We start from the raw sequence: 22,564 nt of genomic DNA, 5'->3' as shown, positions 1-22,564 counted from the left end.
GTTATACCCTTCCTTTACAAGTAAAAACGACCGGTGTCTCTAGATTAAAAGAACGAAAGATGGCCATCATCAACATCCCAATCATCCCAGCGGTAAAACCAATATTGTATAAGTTAAACCCTTGGTGAAACGGAATAAAGTGATTGGCGAGTGGTGGTAAAATAAACCCGACCACAATACCAAAACCGATCCCTAACGGGATGGCTAAATACGGCTCAAAACCAAAACCAAAGCTTACTTGGCTAACTAACGGACCCAGAGCCGTTCCAAATAAAGCTGGTAACAGCAGCTTGCCTAATACCGTTTTTTGGTACCGCGCCCGTAAGTAAACCCCTAATATAATAGGGATGATATTATAGACATTCTTTCCGAAGAAAGCAAAGCCCATAATCGTAAAAGCTGCCGCAATAATTGGGCCGTTCATATGTACATTATTGCGATAAGCAAGCGCAATCGTCACAAGCATCAACAGTCCCGCATTAAAAAAACTCGCCCCGATATTACCAACAACCATATAGTCGGTAATCAATATACTCGGACTCTTTAAGATTTGAATTAAACCTGTGATAATTTCCGCTGGTGTATTAAAAATAAAACCACTTGAAAGAATTAATAGCGCAAAAAAACTGATCACCGCATATTTAATTGGATCATCTACTTTAAGGCCCCGATCATTTGCTAGTTCTATGTTTTTACGCCTGAGTATTCTAAACCATCTCCAATTCTCCAATGTAAACTCCCCCTTGTTGACATGTGTCTTATCTGTTTTACCATTCCTTTTTTCATCCCATTTAAAACACGTTTTTAACACTAGTATACATGCACTTTCAGTGCTCAGTCATTAAATACGCTACCTTAATTACGCTCTAGAAATCTTATCTTTCATCATTTTCATCGTACTGATGACTACTCATCACCCCTTATTACGACGTGTTCTTAGCTAAACGTTAGCCATTTGTAAAGCCATCGTGCTTCACGGCAAAAAAATAGCCCCGTCCTTAGAAGGAGCATGGGCCTCATCGCTAAAATGTTTGTATTGTATGCAGCGTAACATTTCAGTCAAAAAATACGCGTAAAATAATACGATGCTTTACTCCATCTAGTCTAGCAATTGACTATCCAAGTGAGCAACTTAAAAGTGAAAAGTAACATTAAAATTAAAAGAACCCTTGTATATCAAGGGTTCTCGGTAGTGACTTCGACTGGGCTCGAACCAGCGACCCCCACCCTGTCAAGGTGATGCTCTCCCAACTGAGCTACGAAGTCAAAATTATAGCGGTTAAAAAAACCGTAAGTAAATCATATAAAAAGTAGACGTGTTTGTCAACAACTTTTTTAACAAAATGATTCCGATGACTCCCCACAACCCTTCACTTTTTTGGTATGATAGGTGAAGATGTATTTTTAAAACAAGCAATTCATTAGAAAATGAGGAATGGTTATGCAGAAGAAACTCCCAATCGATTATACGATTGTTTTTATTTTAGGCTGTTTATTCACGATCAGCTTACTAGCGATTTATAGCGGATCTGGTCAATATGCTTCCGGAGACCCTACTTTTTTTATTAAACGCCAACTTGTCTTTATCTTCTTAGGACTGATTGTCATGATGGTCGTCGCTTTTTTTGACTTTGAACTGTTAGAAAAATGGACATGGCTGTTTTATTTAGGCGGTATTTTCTTACTTGTTTTAGTTGAATTTATCGGCGTTGAACGTAATGGTTCACAGCGCTGGATTGATGTGAAAGTTACCGAAATTCAGCCATCTGAGTTCATGAAAATATTTCTCGTCTTACATATTGCGATGATTCTCAGTAAAATTGGAAAGTATCGGTTAGATTTCAAGCCTAGTCTTTGGGTGTTAGCTAAAATACTACTTTTTACGATGATTCCGTTGTATCTTATTTGGCAACAACCCGATTTAGGTACCACATTGATGATTCTTTTTTCAGTAACCGCGTTACTATTAATTTCTAGCTTATCACTGAAACTGTTAGGTATTCTCGTTGCGACAGGCCTTACTGGGTTCGCGGCGCTTGTCTATTTATTTCTATATCAACGAGACATATTAGAACGCTTCGTTGCTTCTCACCAAATGGCTCGAATTTATGGCTGGCTCGACCCGGAAGGTTATTCACGTGGTTTTGGTTATCAGCTTCAACAAGCCTTACTCGGTATAGGTTCCGGTCAATTATCAGGCTCAGGTTTTAAAGAAGGCTATCAAGTCCAAAGTGGACATATTCCCGAGGCGCATACGGATTTTATTTTTGCGGTCATCGGTGAAGAGTTCGGCTTTATCGGGACAAGTCTGGTCGTAGTATTATTCTTTTTACTCATTTACCGGATTATCACGATTGCTCTACATGCCAATTCATTATTTGGCATGTACATTTGTGTCGGTGTCATTGCGTTATTAACATTTCAAATCTTTCAAAACATCGGGATGACCATTGGTTTAATGCCCATTACTGGTTTAGCCTTACCTTTTGTCAGTTACGGCGGCAGTGCACTGTTGACGAATATGTTAGCGATTGGATCGTCACGAGTGTTCATCTCCGAACGAAAACATATATGTTTGGAAATGATGGAGAAGAATAGAGGGGTGTTTATGTTAGAAAGAATAAAACAATTTGATTTTATATTAATCAGTGCCATTGTCACTTTATCCATCTTTGGACTGATCATGGTGTATACATCTAGTTATACACTAGGAGAACTTGATTACAATGACGGCTTACACTTTTTCAAACGCCAACTGATCTTTTTTATTGCCGGTCTTGTACTGATGTTTATTAGTAGCTTCGTCTCATTAAAATTTGCAGGTAGAATAAGCCCTTGGCTTATTCTCATTAGTGTCGTGTTACTTATTCTTGTCTTAACACCACAACTCGGTGTCGTTCGTAATGGTTCGAGACGTTGGGTGAATTTAGGCGTTGTCTTTCAACCATCAGAAATCGTTAAAATATTTATGGTTATCTATTTTGCCAAGTTCTACTCCCAGCGAAAAGAGTACTTTGATAAATTCTTTTACGGCGTCATGCCTCCACTTATTTTATTTGCAATTGTTGCTGGCTTTATTATGGCGCAGCCTGACCTTGGAACCACTATTCATTTACTGGCTATCTGTGGAGCCATTATTATTTTTAGCGGCGTAAAATTCAGACATATCATAGGATTAATACTGACAGGCGCTGGACTTGCTACGCTTTTCGCTATTGCTGAACCATACCGTCTCCAGCGGATCACCTCTTTCATGAAACCTTTTGAAGATTTACAAGGGGCGGGTTATCAACTCGCTAGTTCATACGTTTCCATCGCCACTGGTGGCTTATTCGGTGCTGGACTTGGAAATAGCGTTCAAAAACTCGGCTATTTACCAGAGGCTCATACCGACTTCATCATGTCCGTCATTGTAGAGGAACTCGGGGTGATCGGGATCACCATTGTTGTCGGCTGTTATCTAATCATTTTATTCCGTGGGATTAAAATCGCCAACGAAGCTCACAATGATTATTACCGGTTACTTGGGATTGGGATTACTTTTCAAATCATTATTCAAGCGATCATCAACCTTGGCGCGATGTCTGGTCTAATGCCCATTACCGGGATTCCGTTACCTTTTATCAGTTACGGCGGGACTTCTCTCGTCATTATGATGGTGGCATCAGGTCTATTAATAAATGTATCAGGACGTAAAAAAACAGTGAGCTAATGCTCGCTTTTACTACCCGATAGAGTGTGGGAGGAATAACTATGAACATCATCAAAGCTACAACTGAACAACAAAAACAAGACGGCTTCTTTGTTCGTCACGACGTATTTGTTAAAGAACAAGGCGTCGACGCATCAATTGAACGAGACGAATTAGATAAGATTGCCACACATATCGTTGGGTATGTCAACGACCAACCTGTTGCTTGTCTTAGGTTTACACCGAATAACAATAGAGGTAAGATTCAACGAATGGCCGTATTAAAAGCTTATCGTGGTCAACATCTCGGAAAAAAGCTCATGCTTAAAACAGAAACATTTATGAGAGACGCTGGGCTAACGATAAGCACCTTACATGCACAAAAACATGCGACAGGGTTTTACCAACGGCTTGGGTATACGATTACCTCTGATGTCTTTTACGAAGCAACTATTGCCCACGTTGCGATGGAAAAAACATTATCTTAATAGAAGCATATTCCCTCTCTGTCTTGGTTATAATATCAAGCTAGGGAGGGATTTTTCATGTTATGGTTCGAGCTGTTTTTAAAGACAAGCTTCGGGTTTATCTTATTACTGTTTGTCACAAAAGTTTTAGGCAAGACACAAATCAGGCAACTCACCGCCTTTGATTTTATTTCGGCTCTCATACTCGGGGAATTCGTTGGTAACGCACTGTATGATCCAGAAACGAATTTGTTACAGGTGATGTTCGCCTTATTTATCTGGGGGCTGATGATGATTATCGAGATTGTTACGCAAAAATATAAGGGAACTCGTCATTTTTTAGAAGGGAAACCCGATATCATTATAGAAAATGGTAAAATCGACCGTGAGATGATGAAGCGAAATCGGCTCGATTTTAATCAACTCCAGCATTTACTTCGCATGAAAGATGTTTTTCAAATAAAAGATGTTAATGTTGCTATTTTAGAAACTGATGGGACAATATCTGTCTTAAAAAAATCAGATCCCATAAAAGTATTACCAGTTAATTTAATTAATGATGGTGAAATTATTTATAATAACTTACGCGTCATCGGTAAAGATGACATCTGGTTAAAACGTACGCTTAAACAACAAGGCATCACTGATTACGAGAATATTTTTAGCTGTGAATATACAAAAAATGAGCCGTTAGCCATCCAGTGGCGTTAGGCTCATAGCTATTAAATAAAGGCATCAATGTATTGTCCTTTTCCAGTAAGGTCTTGTTGTAATTTCTGAAGGGGTGATTTTTTTTCACGGTCAAATACTTGCGCTTTATCTTTCTTCGCTTGATGGAAAAGATGCCGGTCAATCGATTGACCTGAGTGATGCTTTCCCTCAATCGATGGCACTCGTTCGAGTTGATCAAGCTTAAACGGCTCAACTTCTTGGCCAATGACGCGGTTATGGTAAGCTTGATAGACATATTGATCAATCGGAAGTACATAACCCATAGCTGTCATCCCCTTTTTATAGACATAAAATTTAAATCTTCTGTTAATTACATTATACCCGATTCTTTTAAAAAAGAAACTTTTTTGACTATACACACACTTCTCTGGCCACTTCATATACTATCAGTAACCTTAATGGTTAATTGAAAGAGAGAGGAGTTTTCTTATGGCTTGTGGAACTTCATTTGAAGGCGATCACTGCGTAACAAATGTCTTGCGCGAAATTGCTGAAGCACAAAATAAACTCGGTCCTTGTCATTGTGATTCGAGCTGTGAACAATCGATATCAGATTTATTCGGCTCACATCAAGAGGGCTGTCACTACGATACTGTACCCGTGTTATTATACTGCCGTAACTGTCAACCGTTCAAAGGCTATGGGCTAAGCCGAAAAAAATTGAACATGTCTTCTCAAGCTACTACTTCCGAGTAAAATCAGTCGACCGTCATTGTTGCATATTAGAACTGTTACGTGACCAATGTCAAGAAGCACTTGATCCCGTTTCGCCTGTTGAACAAAAAACAGAAAAATTACGTGGGACTGGTGTTTGTATTACTGTGGATCCTGAGTGTTTTTGCCATATTACATGTTTACCAGCTATTCGTGCCCTTTAAGTTGAAAACCCCACAACTCAACATTGTGGGGTTATTTTATGCCTAAAATACGGCATGACTCAATATCAGATAATGGTACTGTCACCTGTTTTCTTAATGAATCGAATAGGAGTGATTTTTCGTCTAATGACACTGGTACCCCTATCATCTCCTCACCATTAAATAGCTTTAACTTGACTTCATGTTTTAAGTTTAAACGCGTCGGTTTTACTAAGGTTGCTAATTCTTGTATCACACGTTCATTTTCTAATTCAACATGATCTTTCAGTGGCCGTAAGGCTACTTCTTCCACTACCGATTCTTGATGCGACGCTTTTATATATTGATCCAATGTCTCTAATTGGTTTAATGATACCCGTTTTTTTTTTCATTACCTTTCCCCTCCTCACCATCAGTCTATGCAGACTGTAAAGTGGAGATGCGGTTATTTAAAGGATTTTGTTTGATCAAACGCAAAAAGCCTAACCCAAACCGGTTAAGCTTTCTGTCTATCATTATTAAAAATAGGAAATACTTATTAAACTAAACCTAAAATGCTGTAGCCAGAATCAACATGAATAATTTCACCTGTCACACCACTAGATAAATCACTGAGTAAATAATAAGCATTTGATCCAACTTCCTCTTGAGTGACTGTCCGTCTAAGTGGCGCTTTTTCTTCAATATCTTTTAAGATTGTATTAAAGTCGCCAACACCTTTTGCTGATAAGGTACGAATAGGTCCAGCTGAAATGGCGTTAATACGAATATTTTGTTTACCTAAATCATTAGCTAAATACTTCATTGATGCATCTAGACTCGCTTTAGCTACACCCATAATGTTATAGTTTTGAACGACACGCTCTCCACCAAGGTACGTCAGTGTCACAATACTACCGCCTTCTGTCATTAATGGCTCCGCTGCACGTGATACCGCAACCAATGAGTAGGCACTAATATTATGTGCCGTTAAAAATCCTTCTCGACTTGTTTGTTTAAATTCACCTTTTAAATCGTCTTTATCCGCAAAAGCGATACAATGCGCTAAACCATGGATAACCCCAACATCTGTTTTGATGTTCTCAAATGCTTGATCAATTGACTGATCGTCACTGACATCACATTCATAGAAATGTTGAACGTCCTGATTTAACGTTGCTGCTAGCTCGCGTACGGATTTTTCAAAGCGTGGACTTAAGTAGGTAAAGATAAGATTAGCCCCTGCCTCGTCAAGTGCCTTCGCAATTCCCCAAGCTAATGAGCGTTTATTTGCTACACCCATGATGACATAGGTGCGTCCTTCTAAAGAAAAATTCATATAAATAACCTCCGGTTTTATTACGTGTTATTAGTACCTAGTACTATATTAACGAATTCCCCGTCATTTGGCAATCTTTTTTTCTAAAAAAATAGAGGCATCCGCCTCTATTCTGAACATGGCTTATATGTTTACTTTGCTAAATCGTTGGCTAAATTAAAAATTGCATAAACATGGTCGCTAAACCGAAATATATCACGACTGAAATGATATCGTTAATCGTCGTAATAAATGGCCCTGAAGCGACAGCAGGATCGACTTTAAAGTAGTGCATCAATAGCGGGACAAGCGCACCTGAGACAGTCGCCACTAGTAGCGTCGTCATAATCGATAAACCAACAACGAACCCTAAAAAGAGTGTCCCTTGCCAGATATAGATAATCCCCCAAATTGACAAGCCGCAAGTGACACCTATAATCACACCCGTCGTTAACTCACGCATAACGATTTTAGATAGGCCCTGCTTTTGAAACTCACCTGTGGCTATACCACGTACGGCAACGGCAAGTGCTTGAGTCCCTGTATTCCCTGCCATACCGGCAATCAACGGTAAGAAAATCGCCAGAAGCGCCACTTGATCTAACGTCGCTTCGAAACGGCCAATAATACTGGCTGTAAACAATCCTAAAAACATGAGAATAATCAACCAAGGTAACCGATTCTTCGCGGCTTGAATCGAAGTTAATTCTGCGGCATCAACGTCAACACCGGCAAGTTTTGAGTAATCATCATTGGCTTCTTCTTCCATAACGTCCATAATATCATCGACGGTAATAATACCGAGTAAATGATGTTGAAAATCAACAACTGGTAGCGCTAAGAAATCATAGTCACGCATCATTTGTGCAATTTGTTCTTGGTCATCCCCAACAGAAACCGATACAATTCGGTCACTCATCAAATCTTCAATAATTTCGGCGCCATCGGCAATAATGAGATCACGCAATGAAATAACCCTACTAGTTTGCGGTCTTGGTCAACGACATAAATATAATAAATCGTCTCAGCATCAGGTGCCTCTTGGCGTAAATGACGCATGGCTTGTTTAACATTCATCTCCGTCGTTACTACGACGAATTCTGTTGTCATAATACTACCAGCGGTTTTCTCTTCATAGTGCAACAAATCTTTAATCTCATCCGCTGCTTCTTCTTCCATAATAGTTAAGTAACTAGCGACTTTATCTTTGTCTAAGTCATTTAATATATCGACCGCATCATCCGTTGCCACTTCAGCTAAAACTTCAGCCGCATACGTCGGGTTCATTTCGGTAATCACATCTCCAACGCGGTCTTTGTCGATATGTTCAATGACATCGGCCATTTCCTCTGGTGATAAGTAGCTATAAACCAAATGCCGCTCAGTTTCATTTAACTCCTCAAATAATTCAGATTGATCATACGGGTGCATGTCCAAAAACTCATCGCGAAAGCATGAATGTCTTCTATGGCTAGCGCCTCTTCAATCTCTGTATATAATGGTTCTTTTTCATCTTGATCTAATTTTTCCACAAGAATGCCCTCCTTACCCGTATTTCTTTATCTTTTCTAACACTTCATTTTAGCATAACTTCTAGGTTGAAAAAAAGAAAAGAAAACACTTTAACATGTTTTCCCTCTTTTTCCTACCTATAAACATCAGAGACTATTTTAATCACACTGAGGCTATCTCTACTAAGACGACAAAAGGTATACATACATAGTTGTTCATGTATACGTACCTTTCTAATCGATTAGTAAGATTATAAATATTGTGCTAACAAGAAACTGATACTTGAGACCAAACCACCTAAAGACGTCCCCCAAATTAAATCAATAATCGTAATTTTGATTGGCCATCCTTCAAGTGTCGCAAGATTTGTTAAATCGTATGTCGAGTAGGTGATAAACCCAAACAACATCCCGCGTAGTAACGCCTCGACAAAGCTACCTGAATCAAGCGCTGGATTAATGACAAAATAGACTAAACCAAAAATGAAAATGAGATAAAACACAATCGCCGCTACCCAGTTGGGCTTTTTACTCATAATAAATCCGATATGCTCTTGATACAAATTTTTTGCAATGAAGCCTAACCATATCAAATCAATCACAATAAAGACTGCAAACGTAATAAGATATATAATGAAAAAACGCATCGAATCTCTCCTTTTTTATAAGTGATTGGTGTTGCTGATACTTATGGTTTGTCTGTTGGTTCTCTTTTCTTTATTTATTCGTCTTTCGTAATATAACTAACAGCAACGGCGCCTTTACCTGCGCCCATCGCGATAATGCCTGAACTCTTTGTCATATAGACAGGTGGTCTATTTAACGTCTGAGTTAATGCTTCGGAAAAAGCTTCTCCAAGTGACCGATCATCGACATAGGTGACGGCATAATGTTGAATCCCTTTTGTCTCATCTAGATTTTTTACTTGTTTTAAAATTTTCTTTAAAGCTTTATCAGGATGGAAAGCAATTTTAAATATGCCACCATCCCCCCTATCATCTAGGGTGATAATCGGACGTAATCCGACTTTTTTCGCCAAAGAGCCAGCCCTCACACTTAAACGACCTGAAGCAATCATATTGTCGAGCGTATTGATTTTGACTAAAATTTTAGACCGTTTAATCGATTGCTTTGTCGCTGCGATTAATTGTTCAACCGGTGTTTTTTCTTTTAATCGTTGAACCGCTTCCCACACTAGCAAACCTTCTGCGACAGAGTTTTGTTTCGTATCAATCACATGAATACGTGATTGTTCATGAGTAAAGTTAGTCGCTGCTTTCTTAAACACATTGTATGTCCCACTTAAGGCACTTGCGACCGTAAAGACGATGATATTATCATAGTATGAGAGTAAATAGCGATACGTATTCTCAATACTTTTAATTGTCGGTTGAGAGACGTTGGATGGGTCTTTTTTTCTTTAGCAAGTTCAAACAGTCGTTCATTTGAAACGGTTAACTTATCTAAATACGATTCATCTCCAACAAGAATGGATAAGTGAACCACATGAACTTGCTCATCATCAATAATCTCTTGTGGTAAATCTGCGATGGAGTCTGTCACAATCACGGTTTGGTACTTTCTGTGATGGATCCGGTTATATTGACCGACCATATCATCTACTTTCTGTTCTAGTATTTTACCGTAATGACTTAACCGTTTAAACATCTCACTCGGTTCATTCGTATGAACATGCACACGCACCTTTTGTTTGCCGTTGACTTGGACAATGGAATCACCTAAGTCATGCAGAACCTTTTTTAAATCTGGTAAATCTGTTGTTTTTTCAATAAGGGCTTCGGTACAATACCGGTAATGTAGGGCTGCTTCTTCGTGTTCATGTTCGATTGCTGGTAAGACTTCTTCACTTGTCAGTGCATCATCAATGATCATTTTACCTTTTAAGCCATCTAAAAATCCTTTTACAAAATAAGCAAACCCTTTAGCGCCTGAATCAACAACGGATGATTGCTTGAGAATTTTTAGTTGATCCGTCGTATGATCGACCGCAATATCCACTTGGGCTAATGCATTTTCAATCAAGACATCAAAGGCACTGATCTGTTGATTGGCCTGGTTAAGAGCTTCATGGAACGCCTTCATAATCGTTAGCATCGTCCCTTCAACCGGTTCTTCAATCGCCTGATAGGCAAAGTCCATTCCTGCCTTACTTGCTGCAATAAAAGCTTCTTTTGTGATATCCGTATCATTTTTCATCGCTTCGCTTAGCCCTTGGAAATATTGGGCGAAAATCAAACCTGAGTTCCCTCTTGCGCCAATAATAGCTGAATCAGCAATGGATTCTAACGTTGATTTCGCATCTTCTTTTAATTCAGCATGAAAGACAATACTTTGCATCGTGGAAAAAAGATTACTGCCAGTATCACCATCTGCGACCGGAAAGACATTTATTTTATTTAGAAACATCCGGTTATGCATGACTTCTTTTGCCCCGTTAAGTAAACTCTGGTAAAGTGTTTCGTGTGTAATAGTATCCATCATCGTCCCCCTGTTAACTCTTGACGTAAAAATATTAACAAGACTGTTTAATTTTTGTAAAAACTATCTTGTTAATTCATCTAGGTTATTCCCGTTTTTATTTATTGTTAAACTACATGTTCGATCGCTCCTCGTGAATAACTCACGATAAATATGGTAAAATACTAAAGGATCGTTAGTCAAGTGATACTTAGAAAAGAAAGTGAGGCGATGATATGGCACTGGATGTCATTGGGGATGTTCACGGATGTTACGATGAGTTAGTTGAATTGATTGATCAACTCGGTTACAAAGAAATCAATGGCCGATTCACTCATAAAGACCAACGACGCTTAGCCTTTGTTGGTGACTTAACTGACAGAGGTCCCGCTTCATTAAAGGTGATTACCCTTGTGTATCAACTGGTCATCGATGATCAGATAGCGGTGTATGTCCCAGGCAATCATTGTAATAAGTTATACCGTTATTTCCTCGGCAATAACGTTGAGATTAAACATGGATTAGAAACGACCGTTGAGGAATACAACCAACTGAATAAACAGGAACAGGCCACGATTAAACAAAAATTCATGACCATTTATGACCAAGCCCCCCTCTACTACTATGACAAACACTTAAACGTGGTCGTTAGTCATGCGGGGATTCTTGATCATATGATTGGTGAGACAAATAAACATGTGAAAGCCTTTGTATTATATGGTCCTAAACCGAAAGAGCACCATCCTGACGGCCGTCCTATTAGAGTGGATTGGACACCGTATCATAGTGGTAAGACCCTCGTTATTTATGGCCACACACCTGTTATCAAACCGTATATAACTAACAATACTGTTAACATTGATCTTGGTTGTATTTTCGGGAATAAATTAATGGCTATACGTATACCAGAACAAACAATGGTGTCTGTTCCATCACGTCAACCATTTCAACCGGACCGCTTCACCGATTTTAATGACCCATCACAATAAGCTATAAGTACTACCAACAATCACTGATGAAAATAACGAGCGACATCTACTCAAAAGTAAAACGACCACTTAATCAAAAGCTTGATTGAGCGGTCGTTTAATTATCGTTAATTAAAGATTCCTATACAATGAGTACTTCTTTAATCACTTATACGTCAGTCAATAAGAGGTGCCGCCGCTAACGTTGACACATCTACTTTAATCCCTGGTAAGTCATCAGGCCACGGCGCGGTAAATGATAACGCTTCATTTGTATAAGGATGTGTAAAAGCTAGGTGGTAACAATGCAGCGCTTGTCTGTTGGCATATTGTTTCGTTCCTCCATACAATGTGTCACCAATGAGCGGATGATGTACATGACTAAAATGCACCCGGATTTGGTGGGTTCGTCCCGTTTTTAATTCAATATTTAATAAGCTCATGTTGTCTTTTTCTTCAACGACGCGGTAATCCGTTTCTGCATATTTCCCGAAATCATCCACACAGCGTTCAATAATAGAACCGTTTTTTCGGCCAATCGGTAATGTAAGGATCCCAGACTTATCTCTAAATATTCCCTCAACTAAAGCTAAATAGCGCCTTTTTACTTTCATTTCTCGGAAATAACCATGGGCGAGTTGATGTTTGGCTACGAGTACTAACCTGAGGTATCCTGGTCAAGTCTCGTTACGATATGGACCGTGTAAGGCAACTGACTTTGATCGTAATAATGAATTAAACCGTGCGCTAGTGAAGGCGTATTGTTACCGATCGTTGGCACAACAGGCAAATGTGCTGGTTTATTAATCACGAGAATAAAGTCGTCCTCATACACAAGATCAAGCGGTAATTCCACCGGATATAAACTAGCAGACCGCTCTTCTTTTGGCAACAGACAATCAATCACATCCCCTTTTTTAACGGGCGTTCTGACATTAGACACCTCATTATTAACATAAATAGCGCCACCATGAAACTTGATCTTTTTTAATGTTTGACGTGATAGATGGACTTCCGATAATAAATAGTCACGGACATTTAACCCCTCTTTTTCTACAATAAATCGAATCATTTTGTCACTACCGTTCATCTGAAATAAAGGAATCATGTACCGTTTCCAGAACGGGAATGTTCGAAATCGCGCAAATTTTATTTTTTCTTTGGCTACCGTACATTCAAGTAAGTTTACATGGTCAACGGATTTCGTTAAATGATCAATCGTCATCAAAAAGCTTTGCGCTTCATTGACCGGTTTAAATTGCACCACATGGTGACTCGGAAAAATAAGGGGCGAGCCAATCGTCCGGTAAACCCGATTATTAATCGATGACATTTCAGTTAATTGCATCGTTGAAAGCGATGGATGAATAATTGCCCCACCGAGCGCCTTATTATAAGCCGTACTGCCTGATGGGGTAGACATGCACAAGCCATCGCCCCTGAAACGCTCAAAAAGTTCTCCATTGATATTAATATCCATCACGACAGATCCTTCGATTTTTCGCACCGTTGCTTCATTTAAAGCTAAGTACCTTTTGTATTCTTTCGCGTGTTTTTAAAAACTTTTACTTCTAGTAGTGGATATTCAACAAGTTCGAATTTCTCTTTTGAAATTTCAATGACTAATTTCTCGATTTCATCTGGTAACCAGTCTGCATAAAACCCTAAGTGACCGGTATGAACCCCAATAAAAGCCGTGTCTTCTAATCGGTGAAAGTATTGATGGACCGCATGTAAAAACGTCCCATCCCCACCAACGGTGATCACTAAGTCAGGTGTTTCTTCATCCATAATTAAGTCAAAGTCACTTAAGTACTGATCAAGGATGGTCTTGATTGCATTCGATTTATCATCACCTTTAGATGTTACAACAAATCGTTTCATTCCTTCTCCCCCGCCTTCCTAAATTTCGGTCTAATTTGATTAAAAATCCACTGTGCTTCTTGGACTTCATCTTTAATCTTTGCCATCTCCTCATCGAGTTGAAAGGCTGCTTCAGCTGCTTTTTTCAAACGTTTTTTTATATCCGCCGGTATTTGTCCTTTATATTTGTAGTTCAAAGAATGTTCATTAGTGGCCCAAAAGTTCATAGCTAATGTTCTAATTTGTATTTCAGCCGTCACAAACTTTTTTCCGTGAATCGTTTGGACAGGATATTTAATAATGACATGATATGAGCGGTATCCGCTGTCTTTTTTGTTTTTTATGTAGTCTTTCTCTTCAATAATATGAAAGTCATCGCGTTTTCTTAATAAGTCAACAATTGTGTAGATATCATCTACAAATTGGCAGAGACTCTGACGCCTGCGATATCTTGTAAGACCTCTTCTATTTGGTCATCGCTTAATTGTTTACGCCTAGCTTTATCCAACATACTTTGGACAGGCTTTACTCGTCCTGTCACTAGTTCAATCGGTGAGTGTTTTTTCTCGATTTCAAACTGTTTGCGCATCCCTCTTAATTTTACTTTTAGCTCATCGACCACTTGTGTATAAGGGACAAGTAGTTGATACCAATTCATTTCTTCCGTCATGTCCATCACCTCTTCGTCAATCTATGTCTCTAACCTTATTGTACCATATTCCTTTTTTACAAGCTGTAAATCTCGACAGATCACTGTATATTCCTTATACTAAGAGAAAAAGCTAAAGGGACTGACACGATGCAAGAATTAGAAATTGAACGCAAAAATTTATTAACGAAAGATGAGTACATTCGGTTAATTAACGGCTTATCACTGACCGATATCACACCTCAAAAACAAATCAATCATTATTTTGAAACGCCTGACTTTCAATTAAAACAAACGGGATCTGCTTTAAGGATTCGTGAAAAAGGCGATCAGTACGTTTTGACACTTAAAGAGCCACACGGAGATGGGTTACTCGAAACACACGCCGTGCTGACAAAAGAAGAAGCTGACCGACTCATTAACGGAACCGGTGAGCTTAAACCAACGATTGCGACGCGGCTTCTCGACCTCGGTGTTTCACTTGATGCGCTACAATTCGGCGGAACACTTGAAACTAACCGGATAGAGGTCAGAAAAGATGATGTCCTCGTCGTGCTTGATGAGAGTCATTATCTTCATCATGTTGATTATGAACTAGAAATTGAAGGGCCTACTCTAGAGTTAACAGAACAACGTCTGCAAGATATATTGACACGTTTCTCTCTTACTAAAAAAGACACGCCAAATAAATCGCACGATTTTATGCCGTCTTAAATAACAAGGATAGCTGTCATAATCATATTAGTTGCCTATTTTTCAATGGGACTGATACAATAAGGATATTAAACACTACTGTTTAATGATATCTTGTAGGAAAGGAGAATCGATGTGAGCGTAAACCAAACTGGGCCTAAGCATAATCACACTCAACCTAAAGAGGCACAGTATAGCTTCTTTGATCTCTTAAAAAAACCGATTGAAATTTACATGTTTACCGACCCACTCTGTCCGGAAGCTTGGTCACTTGACCCAATTATGCGTAAACTTCAATTAGAGTATGGGCGTTTCTTTACGATTAGACCGATTCTTACTGGGAAATGGTCATACATTTATCAAGATGACTTACACACACCGAAAAAATTAAAAGCTCAATGGGAAAAGACGGCTTGTGTCACAGGCGTTTGTTGCGACGGGGATCTTTGGATTGAAAATCCTGTGAGTTATCCTGTAAATGTCTCCATTGCGATCAAAACCGCGGAACTACAAGGCATTAAAGCTGGTCGTCGTTATTTAAGAAAAGTACAAGAAAAACTGTTTTTATACAAAACTGACATATCGACAGACGATGAGTTGATTCAGATTGCTCAAGATGTTCATCTAGATATCGATGAATTCAAACGCGATTTACATTCTGACACGGCAAAAAAAGCGCTTAGATGCGATTTAAATCTTACAAAAGAAATGGATGTCGATCACACTCCATCACTCGTTTTCTTTAATGAAGATGACGAAGATGAAGGGTTAAAATTATCCGGCGCTATCCGTATGAGATTTATGTCAAAGTTTTAAAACAACTACTTGAACATGATGTCTATCCAATGGAGAAACCAGCATTACTAGATTTTATTCGTTATTTTAAATTCGTAAGCTCCGTTGAAGTAGCTATTATCTTTGATTGGCCTGTCGAAAAAGCTTGTAAAGAAATGAAAAAACTTAAGTTACAACGCATTGTTGAACATGTCCCTGTTAAGCACGGCATGTATTGGCGTTATTTAGAAAACTAAACGAAACCTCCATTTACGCTGGTAAAGCGTGTGGAGGTTTTTTAGCTAACTGAAATTACTTACCCTATTTAATATTGTTTTGACTATGAGAGACATATTGAAAACTTGATAGATGCGAAAAAAAGAAGAAAGAACAGAAGAAAAAAAGACAGAAAAAATACGCACACAATGTGTGCGTATGATGCCATGACCGATCGTCATGGGGGGATGGGAGAAAGTTTTAGATCAAACAAAGGGGTTTTGTTTGTTAAACATCTCACAAACTACTATAGCAACGTTTTCCAACTTGCGCAAGCGTTCTATAGAAATTTCACAAAATTGTCATACTTGTTATAATTATTGTGCTTTATAAGAACATGTTAAGCGTATGAAAACCAGGCGAGTCTTAGCGACTCACCTGGTTTATTCTTTCTACAAATCACACTTAGGCTTCAAGTTGTTCAAGTAACGCCTCAAAATCATTTAATTTTTCTTCAAACACATCTAACGCATGTAAAATCGGTGCTTTTTCGGTCATATTGACACCTGCTTGTTTTAAGACATTGATTGGTTCATCCGAACTTCCTGCCTTTAAAAAGCTTAAGTAGCGCTCAACCGCTGGTTCACCTTCTTTAAGAATTTGGTGAGCTAATGTTTGAGCCGCACTATAACCCGTCGCATACTGATAGACGTAGTAGTTATAGTAGAAGTGCGGAATTCTCGCCCACTCTTTACCAATATACTCATCATATACAACATCTTCCCCGAAATACTTACGGTTTAATTGATCATATTCTTTTGTGAGTCGATCTGCCGTCAGCGCTTCTCCTTGTTGGTCTAACGTATGGATCAGATGTTCAAACTCACTAAACATCGTTTGTCTAAACACGGTCGCTCTAAACCCTTCTAAGAAGTGATTCAATAAATACAATTGTTGTTTTAAATCATCGGTTTGTTGCAACATGTATTCGTTTAATAACGCTTCATTACATGTTGAGGCCACTTCTGCTACAAAGATAGAATAGTCCCCGTAACGGTACGGTTGGTTTTCTCTCGTATAGTAACTGTGGAGAGAGTGGCCAAACTCATGCGCTAACGTAAAGACATTGTTTAAGTTATCTTGCCAATTCATTAGCACATAAGGATTGGTACCGTAGGCTCCTGATGAATAAGCGCCACTACGTTTACCTTTATTCTCATACACATCTACCCAGCGGTTATTAAAGCCTTCTTTTAGTCTGGATACGTATTCTTCTCCCATTGGAGCCAAAGCGTCAATGATTAGTTTTTGTGCTTGGTCATAGGTGTATGTCACCTCAACATCTGACACAAGGGGCGTATACATGTCATACATATGCAGCTCATCAAGCTTTAAGATGCGTTTTCTTAAGGTCACGTAGCGATGTAATAAATCAAGTCGTTCATTGACCGCCTCAACGAGCTGGTCATAGACGGTCTCTGGAATATGGTTAGACGTGAGTGCTTTTTCACGAGCCGATTGATAATGTCTCACTTTCGCATAGACGTTATCTTTTTTCACTTGATTGCCTAACGTCGCACTAAATGTATTAATAAACTTCCCGTACGTCTCATACATCGCCGTATAGGCATCTTGTCGTACTTTCTGATCCTTGGACTCTAAGAAGTTGATATAACGCCCGTGCGTTAGCTCAATCGATTCTCCGTCTTCATTCGTTACTTCAGGAAACGTTAAATCTGCATTGTTTAACATACCAAACGTTTGACTGGCCCCATTTGTCACTTCACTCATATTCGCTAATAGTTTTTCTTCTGCTTCAGATAATGTATGGGGACGTTTCTTATTTAAATCACGTAAGACCTTATCATAGCCTTTTAATCCGTCATGACGCTCAATAAAACCTTTTAGTCTATTTTCATCCATCTTTAATATTTCCGGAACAATAAAGCTTGTGTCACTGACAGCTTTAGTTAACAACATTTGCGCTTTTTGGTTAAGCTCTTGATAATGCGCATTCGTTGTATCTTGGTCATAGCGCATGTGGGCATATGTATAAAGTTTTCCCATGCGCAAAGAAATCTGATCATCAAAGACAAATAACTCATACAAACGCTCCGCTGAATCACCCAGCGTTCCCTTATATACCTCATACTTATCCAGTTCTTTTTGTAGAGCTAGACGCTCTTCTTCCCATAGTTTATCGCTTTCAAAAATATCTTCTAGTCGCCACGTGTCTTGTTCTTTTTGCTGGTCACGTGTCATTAATTTTTGACTCATCCTATTCCACTCCTTCGTTTATCTTATCTACTCATTATAACAAATATACCCGCATTTATTCGACTATTGTGATTTTTTTAACACCTCACTTCTGTCATTCTTTAAGTCTCTAGACCATGATCTTAACATCCATGACTAAGCCCACTTCTTACTTCCATGACATGATAGAGAAAATAACGACCACATATAAATCACCTTATATACACAAAAATCCCCTAACAGCGACTAATAGGCACCGTTAGGGGTAATCTATCATGATAAAGTAAAAAGATGTTTCATAGCTGTTAAACCATCTTCTTCGAAGATTGGCTTGCCGTACTCTAAGATTAAAGCGATGGACTGTTTTGACTTCGTCCCGAATTCCTCTATGGTGCTCTTTAATCCATCTTGAGCGATATCATCCAAATGCACATCATCAAACGTATAAATTAAAAAGTACTTATCTTTATAGTGGTAGATCGCATGATCAATGAACTCCGCATCAATCGCATGACTTAAATGAATCACGTCTTCAAAATCTTTGAAGCTTACTAAATTCGGTAAAATCTTATAATCCTCTTGGTCTTGATCGTCATGATTAGAATGGTCACCGATATGATCTTGTTCCAATAAACTTTCGATTTTCTCTTGAATATGATCTTGAGATACCATCTGGTCGACAGGTACTTCTAAGTTTTGTCCGTCTTTAGACATTTGTGCTTTAGTCACAGTAATCTCTAATCCTTTTTCTAAAGCTTGGACTTGAATCCATAGCGGCCCTTCAATTTCAAAATCCTCTTCTGCGTGATCAGCTTCCTCCATCACCTGCCAGAAGAGTTGCTCACTGCGTTCCCGGTTGTACCAAATTTCTTCCCGATTGAAACCACGATCTTCAATATCCATATAAGAAATATAAAATTTAATCGTGTTGTCATTGATTCTTTCTATTTTCATTCTCTCTTCTCTCCCTTCTGAAAAGGTGGTGGTAAAACATGTCTCTATATATTACCATACCCGAAAAAAACCTGCCTTAAGCTAGTAGTTCTTGCTATTGAATATCTATTTTATCGTATTTATGACGACTTGTCACTCGATACACACAAAAAAACAAGACACTAACCCAAAAGGTAGCGTCTTGTTTCAACTATTCGTTAGTTGACCATTTTTTGCGCTTCACGTAATTGGAACGTTCTTACTTTACGTGGCAAGAATCGTCTGATTTCATCCTCATTATAACCTACTTGAAGACGCTTTTCATCTAAGATAATCGGACGTCGTAAAATACCAGGATAATCTTTGATGACATCAATGAGATCTTTTAATGGCATTTGATCAATATCCACGTCTAACTTTTGGAAAACTTTTGATCGTGTTGAAATAATTTCGTCCGTACCATCTTCTGTCATACGTAAAATTTCTTTAATTTCATCTACAGATAAATTATCTGAGAAAATGTTGCGCTCTTGGTAAGGAATATCATGTTCTTCTAACCATGCTTTAGCTTTACGACAAGAGGTACAGCTTGGTGAGATATAAAGTGTTACCATCAACCATCACTCCTCAATTTTATATAGTCAAATCATTTGTATACGGCTAATTATTAGATTAAAATAATTATAATCTATCTCTATACTCCTAGTATACAGCAAAGGTATACTCATTGGATAGGGTATTTCCTCACTTTACATGAAAATTACACAAATCCATGTATATAACGTGTATACTGGTATAACTATTCCCACCCTTGTGAGAGGTTAAACATATTTTTTAAAAAACTTTTTTAACCTTTTCTTATTATAAGGCAGTTAGTTGAGAAAGGCAAGGTTTTATCTTGAAATCAAGATAAGCCGCTTTATGCATTCAGTTATGGTTTTCATTGTTAACGGTGGGGAATGCTTCTATTAAAAAGCACCCTAATCCGTTTTATGATTAAGGTGCTCACTTAGTTAATTTAAGTCATCAAGGATATTTGATTTTTTAACATTATCTCCATAAGTAAGCACTTCATCCGCTTTCTGATAACTTTTACCATAGATTTCTTCATCTTTATATGTATGAATATGTTCATACATATGGCGCATTTGTTGGTAAATAGCTTCTTCACCTTGATTTGATGGTGACCAGTAAAGGATCTCAAGTGGTGCATCCTCATTCGTTGCTAAAGACCGTCGATTATAACCAATCGATGCGGCATGAGTGAAACCTTCCCGTTTATAGAAATGTAAACGTTTCTGTGTATCCGTATCACTGTAATCCACAGGTTCAACTTCTAAAATAATCGGTTTATTTTTTTGTTTTAGTTTTTCAATCAATTGGTGACCAACACCTTTACCTCTCGTATGACCAGCAACGTATAAGTAGTCGATAAAGATAAACTCATCAAATTCAGCATACATCATCACGTGATCGTCTGATTCATCTTTATAATAGACATCCCCACGTTCTTGCAATAACATTTCCATATGCTCTTTTGATTTCATTTCATGTACTGGAAAGTACTCATTTAATTTTTCAAACCAATCCATTAAAAACATCCCCTCTCTACTATCCTTTTGTATTATAACAAAAGCCTTATCATTTAAAAAACTTACTCTCACACTATATACCGTTAATTAGCCATTTATTCAAGCTTACATTAAAAAAGCTCCCTTTCACTTAAGAAAGGCGAGCTTTACTCTTGAATGCACAAATCAGACAGGCGAATGGCTTAAATGTCATCTCATAATCATACTCGACCAAGACACACTAATTAATTGGGTATAATCGACACCTTCAGTGTACTTGTTACTAGAATTCCATAATAAGAATTCATTGATACCATTTTCATTCAGCGCACGAATTTGGTCTTCGACTTCTTTTTTACCGTAAGTAAAAGTTGCGCCACTATAAAGCCAAGGGGCAGAGAAGTCTTGAATCCACGGACGTGAGGTTGGTGCGTCATCACCAAGGTTTGACAACACCTCATTCTCTACTTTTGCATATTCGTCTGTTAGACGGTATGGTTCTTTATCTGGTACAGGAATATCAAAGTAATTATTTGACCAGTGACTTGGGTAAATCATCGATGAAATCACATCAACATGCTCTGAGATTCTACTAAAGTTTTGACCAATCCCTGGTGTTTCTTCAACGGTTGCGGCATAACCGAAAATATCAACGGATACATCAACACCGTAGTCATGTAATTCGTTTTTCGCATATTCTACGAAGTTAGACACAGCTTCCACACGTTTTTTAATATTATTTAATTCATGATCCTCATAATCCCCTTCAGAGTAAATGAGTTCTTCATCACGGCGCTCAAACCCTTCTGGGAAACGGACGTAATCAAATTGAATTTCCATAAAGCCCATTTCAACGGCATATTTTGCAATGTCTACATTGTACTCCCATACTTCTTTCATAAATGGATTCACAAAGGCTTCTTCACGGTTGTTTTTCCATACGCGCCCACCATCTTTAAATGATAGTTCAGGACGTTGTTCTGCCAGTACGGTATCTTTAAAAACAACGATGCGAGCAATAGGATAAATATCATTGGCTTCTAAAGCATCCATCATTGCTTTAGGATCGCAATATAATTTCTAGCAATATCATAATACGGTGAGGATTCATCTGGTTTAAAGGTTAAGTTACCATGGTCGTCTTTTACATCAATCACCATCGCATTCAGCTCGGTGTTATTAAGCAGGTCAATCAATGTCTCAAAGCGGCTACCACCTGCTGAGTGACCCGTTAAATAAATACCACGAACAGCATCTGGGTAAGTAAATGTGTAACCAGAATCAAAGCGAAATCGTTGTAAGCTTGCTTGTTTACTCGTTTGATCTAACGTAATGGTTCGTTTAGGACTAAAGGTGACATGGAGTGATTCTGATTCTTCTGCTAAAGCAACGTCTGTGTTTGCACCCAACCAGACCCCTAAGCTGAAGACAAAAATAGCTAACATTCTTAGTTGTTTCATTATGTATAACCCCCGCAATTTATTAAGTGACTCTCTTGTCTATTTTAGCTGATTTGCCTCTGAAAAGAAACCATTGTTTAAAAATGATGTCAAAAATAGTCTAAAGTCACACCATCCGCAACCAAATAGTTAAAATAATAGAAAAACT

At 38.3% G+C, this 22,564-nt stretch carries 18 protein-coding genes, 1 tRNA gene and 7 pseudogenes; 9 read left to right on the top strand and 17 right to left on the bottom strand.

Features of this window, described 5'->3' with window-relative positions; translation table 11 throughout:
* Position 1: 1 nt before the first annotated feature.
* Together JCM19043_RS16775 and JCM19043_RS07155 are read right to left on the bottom strand one after the other, a co-directional pair.
* Complete coding sequence (locus tag JCM19043_RS16775) at positions 2–730, bottom strand: DUF1576 domain-containing protein (RefSeq protein WP_197274764.1); 729 nt, start codon at positions 728–730, stop codon at positions 2–4.
* A 463-nt stretch (positions 731–1,193) separates the two neighbouring features.
* Positions 1,194–1,266 (bottom strand) — tRNA-Val (locus JCM19043_RS07155).
* A 175-nt stretch (positions 1,267–1,441) separates the two neighbouring features.
* Here JCM19043_RS07155 and rodA point away from each other — a divergent pair.
* The 4 genes and pseudogenes from rodA (at position 1,442) to JCM19043_RS07135 (ending at position 4,869) form a co-directional block, all read left to right on the top strand.
* Positions 1,442–2,598, top strand: a pseudogene (gene rodA, locus JCM19043_RS07150) (rod shape-determining protein RodA).
* Positions 2,582–3,712 (top strand): putative lipid II flippase FtsW, encoded by a 1,131-nt coding sequence (gene ftsW, locus JCM19043_RS07145; protein ID WP_369813809.1) that lies wholly within the window; start codon positions 2,582–2,584, stop codon positions 3,710–3,712. Before rodA ends, ftsW begins: the two are co-directional and overlap by 17 nt.
* A 41-nt stretch (positions 3,713–3,753) precedes the next feature.
* A complete protein-coding gene (locus JCM19043_RS07140) occupies positions 3,754–4,179 on the top strand; it encodes a GNAT family N-acetyltransferase (RefSeq protein WP_062321248.1) in 426 nt (141 codons plus the stop codon).
* Positions 4,180–4,236: 57 nt separating this feature from the next.
* Positions 4,237–4,869 carry a DUF421 domain-containing protein gene (locus tag JCM19043_RS07135; RefSeq protein ID WP_062321246.1) on the top strand — a complete coding sequence of 211 codons (633 nt, stop codon included), beginning with the start codon at positions 4,237–4,239 and terminating at the stop codon, positions 4,867–4,869.
* Between the two features lie 11 nt (positions 4,870–4,880).
* Here JCM19043_RS07135 and JCM19043_RS07130 read toward each other — a convergent pair whose 3' ends face one another.
* Positions 4,881–5,153, bottom strand: a complete 273-nt coding sequence (locus JCM19043_RS07130) for a hypothetical protein (RefSeq protein WP_062321244.1) — start codon at positions 5,151–5,153, stop codon at positions 4,881–4,883.
* Between the two features lie 166 nt (positions 5,154–5,319).
* On the opposite strand from JCM19043_RS07130, the pseudogene JCM19043_RS15990 reads away from it, so the two are divergent.
* Positions 5,320–5,768: pseudogene (locus tag JCM19043_RS15990) on the top strand (CotY/CotZ family spore coat protein).
* A 31-nt stretch (positions 5,769–5,799) separates the two neighbouring features.
* On the opposite strand, the gene JCM19043_RS07125 reads toward JCM19043_RS15990, so the two are convergent.
* The 5 genes and pseudogenes from JCM19043_RS07125 to JCM19043_RS17455 all read right to left on the bottom strand — a co-directional run bounded on the left by JCM19043_RS07125 (position 5,800) and on the right by JCM19043_RS17455 (position 10,982).
* Complete coding sequence (locus JCM19043_RS07125) at positions 5,800–6,099, bottom strand: hypothetical protein (protein ID WP_062321242.1); 300 nt, start codon at positions 6,097–6,099, stop codon at positions 5,800–5,802.
* A gap of 186 nt (positions 6,100–6,285) precedes the next feature.
* On the bottom strand, positions 6,286–7,065 hold the full coding sequence (gene fabI / locus JCM19043_RS07120; protein WP_062321240.1) for an enoyl-ACP reductase FabI: 780 nt from the start codon (positions 7,063–7,065) through the stop codon (positions 6,286–6,288).
* A 151-nt stretch (positions 7,066–7,216) separates the two neighbouring features.
* A pseudogene (gene mgtE, locus JCM19043_RS07115) lies at positions 7,217–8,531 on the bottom strand (magnesium transporter).
* Between the two features lie 275 nt (positions 8,532–8,806).
* On the bottom strand, positions 8,807–9,202 hold the full coding sequence (locus JCM19043_RS07110) for a DUF2177 family protein (protein ID WP_062321238.1): 396 nt from the start codon (positions 9,200–9,202) through the stop codon (positions 8,807–8,809).
* 74 nt (positions 9,203–9,276) lie between these two features.
* Positions 9,277–10,982: pseudogene (locus tag JCM19043_RS17455) on the bottom strand (DegV family protein).
* A 287-nt stretch (positions 10,983–11,269) separates the two neighbouring features.
* On the opposite strand from JCM19043_RS17455, the gene prpE reads away from it, so the two are divergent.
* Positions 11,270–12,022 carry a bis(5'-nucleosyl)-tetraphosphatase PrpE gene (gene prpE, locus JCM19043_RS07095; RefSeq protein ID WP_062321232.1) on the top strand — a complete coding sequence of 251 codons (753 nt, stop codon included), beginning with the start codon at positions 11,270–11,272 and terminating at the stop codon, positions 12,020–12,022.
* 155 nt (positions 12,023–12,177) lie between these two features.
* Here prpE and JCM19043_RS16370 read toward each other — a convergent pair whose 3' ends face one another.
* The 4 genes and pseudogenes from JCM19043_RS16370 to JCM19043_RS07080 all read right to left on the bottom strand — a co-directional run bounded on the left by JCM19043_RS16370 (position 12,178) and on the right by JCM19043_RS07080 (position 14,522).
* The gene (locus JCM19043_RS16370) at positions 12,178–12,615 is read right to left on the bottom strand and encodes an RluA family pseudouridine synthase (RefSeq protein ID WP_062321229.1); all 438 of its coding nucleotides are present in this window, start codon (positions 12,613–12,615) and stop codon (positions 12,178–12,180) included.
* A 44-nt stretch (positions 12,616–12,659) separates the two neighbouring features.
* Positions 12,660–13,109 (bottom strand): hypothetical protein, encoded by a 450-nt coding sequence (locus JCM19043_RS16365; RefSeq protein ID WP_156321358.1) that lies wholly within the window; start codon positions 13,107–13,109, stop codon positions 12,660–12,662.
* Positions 13,081–13,885, bottom strand: a pseudogene (locus JCM19043_RS07085) (NAD kinase). Before JCM19043_RS07085 ends, JCM19043_RS16365 begins: the two are co-directional and overlap by 29 nt.
* Positions 13,882–14,522 (bottom strand): annotated as a pseudogene (locus JCM19043_RS07080) (GTP pyrophosphokinase family protein). Before JCM19043_RS07080 ends, JCM19043_RS07085 begins: the two co-directional pseudogenes overlap by 4 nt.
* Positions 14,523–14,663: 141 nt before the next feature.
* Between JCM19043_RS07080 and JCM19043_RS07075 the strand changes: the two are divergent.
* The 3 genes from JCM19043_RS07075 (at position 14,664) to JCM19043_RS18765 (ending at position 16,237) form a co-directional block, all read left to right on the top strand.
* Positions 14,664–15,227 carry a CYTH domain-containing protein gene (locus JCM19043_RS07075; protein ID WP_062321227.1) on the top strand — a complete coding sequence of 188 codons (564 nt, stop codon included), beginning with the start codon at positions 14,664–14,666 and terminating at the stop codon, positions 15,225–15,227.
* A gap of 114 nt (positions 15,228–15,341) precedes the next feature.
* Positions 15,342–16,022, top strand: coding sequence for a ClpXP adapter SpxH family protein (locus JCM19043_RS07070; RefSeq protein WP_369813806.1), 681 nt, complete (start codon positions 15,342–15,344; stop codon positions 16,020–16,022).
* A 29-nt stretch (positions 16,023–16,051) separates the two neighbouring features.
* Positions 16,052–16,237 carry a hypothetical protein gene (locus JCM19043_RS18765; RefSeq protein WP_369813804.1) on the top strand — a complete coding sequence of 62 codons (186 nt, stop codon included), beginning with the start codon at positions 16,052–16,054 and terminating at the stop codon, positions 16,235–16,237.
* Between the two features lie 424 nt (positions 16,238–16,661).
* On the opposite strand, the gene pepF is transcribed toward JCM19043_RS18765, so the two are convergent.
* From pepF to JCM19043_RS07045, 5 genes and pseudogenes are all read right to left on the bottom strand, one after another.
* Positions 16,662–18,473, bottom strand: a complete 1,812-nt coding sequence (gene pepF, locus JCM19043_RS07065; protein WP_062321225.1) for an oligoendopeptidase F — start codon at positions 18,471–18,473, stop codon at positions 16,662–16,664.
* A 252-nt stretch (positions 18,474–18,725) separates the two neighbouring features.
* Entirely contained in the window at positions 18,726–19,406 is a 681-nt protein-coding gene (gene mecA, locus JCM19043_RS07060; RefSeq protein WP_062321223.1) for an adaptor protein MecA, read from the bottom strand.
* 197 nt (positions 19,407–19,603) lie between these two features.
* On the bottom strand, positions 19,604–19,999 hold the full coding sequence (gene spxA, locus JCM19043_RS07055; RefSeq protein ID WP_062321221.1) for a transcriptional regulator SpxA: 396 nt from the start codon (positions 19,997–19,999) through the stop codon (positions 19,604–19,606).
* A 399-nt stretch (positions 20,000–20,398) separates the two neighbouring features.
* Positions 20,399–20,977, bottom strand: a complete 579-nt coding sequence (locus JCM19043_RS07050; RefSeq protein ID WP_062321219.1) for a GNAT family N-acetyltransferase — start codon at positions 20,975–20,977, stop codon at positions 20,399–20,401.
* A gap of 189 nt (positions 20,978–21,166) precedes the next feature.
* Positions 21,167–22,416, bottom strand: a pseudogene (locus JCM19043_RS07045) (putative glycoside hydrolase).
* Positions 22,417–22,564 lie beyond the last annotated feature (148 nt).

Source organism: Halolactibacillus sp. JCM 19043, from assembly GCF_001310395.1.
In the GTDB taxonomy this organism is placed as follows: domain Bacteria; phylum Bacillota; class Bacilli; order Bacillales; family Amphibacillaceae; genus Halolactibacillus; species Halolactibacillus miurensis.
The sequence above is the reverse complement of the archived record's forward strand: the minus strand, read 5'-3'. Positions and strand labels throughout refer to the sequence as shown.

What these genes read in the sequence shown, in the direction of transcription:
- JCM19043_RS07050 (WP_062321219.1), bottom strand. Translation starts at nt 20,977, where the DNA reads ATGGATTGGTTTGAAAAATTAAATGAGTACTTTCCAGTACATGAAATG.
- ftsW (WP_369813809.1), top strand. Translation starts at nt 2,582, where the DNA reads ATGATGGAGAAGAATAGAGGGGTGTTTATGTTAGAAAGAATAAAACAA.
- JCM19043_RS07075 (WP_062321227.1), top strand. Translation starts at nt 14,664, where the DNA reads ATGCAAGAATTAGAAATTGAACGCAAAAATTTATTAACGAAAGATGAG.
- spxA (WP_062321221.1), bottom strand. Translation starts at nt 19,999, where the DNA reads ATGGTAACACTTTATATCTCACCAAGCTGTACCTCTTGTCGTAAAGCT.
- JCM19043_RS07135 (WP_062321246.1), top strand. Translation starts at nt 4,237, where the DNA reads ATGTTATGGTTCGAGCTGTTTTTAAAGACAAGCTTCGGGTTTATCTTA.
- JCM19043_RS18765 (WP_369813804.1), top strand. Translation starts at nt 16,052, where the DNA reads ATGGAGAAACCAGCATTACTAGATTTTATTCGTTATTTTAAATTCGTA.
- prpE (WP_062321232.1), top strand. Translation starts at nt 11,270, where the DNA reads ATGGCACTGGATGTCATTGGGGATGTTCACGGATGTTACGATGAGTTA.
- JCM19043_RS16370 (WP_062321229.1), bottom strand. Translation starts at nt 12,615, where the DNA reads ATGAAAGTAAAAAGGCGCTATTTAGCTTTAGTTGAGGGAATATTTAGA.
- JCM19043_RS07130 (WP_062321244.1), bottom strand. Translation starts at nt 5,153, where the DNA reads ATGGGTTATGTACTTCCGATTGATCAATATGTCTATCAAGCTTACCAT.
- pepF (WP_062321225.1), bottom strand. Translation starts at nt 18,473, where the DNA reads ATGAGTCAAAAATTAATGACACGTGACCAGCAAAAAGAACAAGACACG.
- JCM19043_RS07140 (WP_062321248.1), top strand. Translation starts at nt 3,754, where the DNA reads ATGAACATCATCAAAGCTACAACTGAACAACAAAAACAAGACGGCTTC.
- JCM19043_RS07110 (WP_062321238.1), bottom strand. Translation starts at nt 9,202, where the DNA reads ATGCGTTTTTTCATTATATATCTTATTACGTTTGCAGTCTTTATTGTG.
- fabI (WP_062321240.1), bottom strand. Translation starts at nt 7,065, where the DNA reads ATGAATTTTTCTTTAGAAGGACGCACCTATGTCATCATGGGTGTAGCA.
- JCM19043_RS16365 (WP_156321358.1), bottom strand. Translation starts at nt 13,109, where the DNA reads ATGATTCCTTTATTTCAGATGAACGGTAGTGACAAAATGATTCGATTT.
- mecA (WP_062321223.1), bottom strand. Translation starts at nt 19,406, where the DNA reads ATGAAAATAGAAAGAATCAATGACAACACGATTAAATTTTATATTTCT.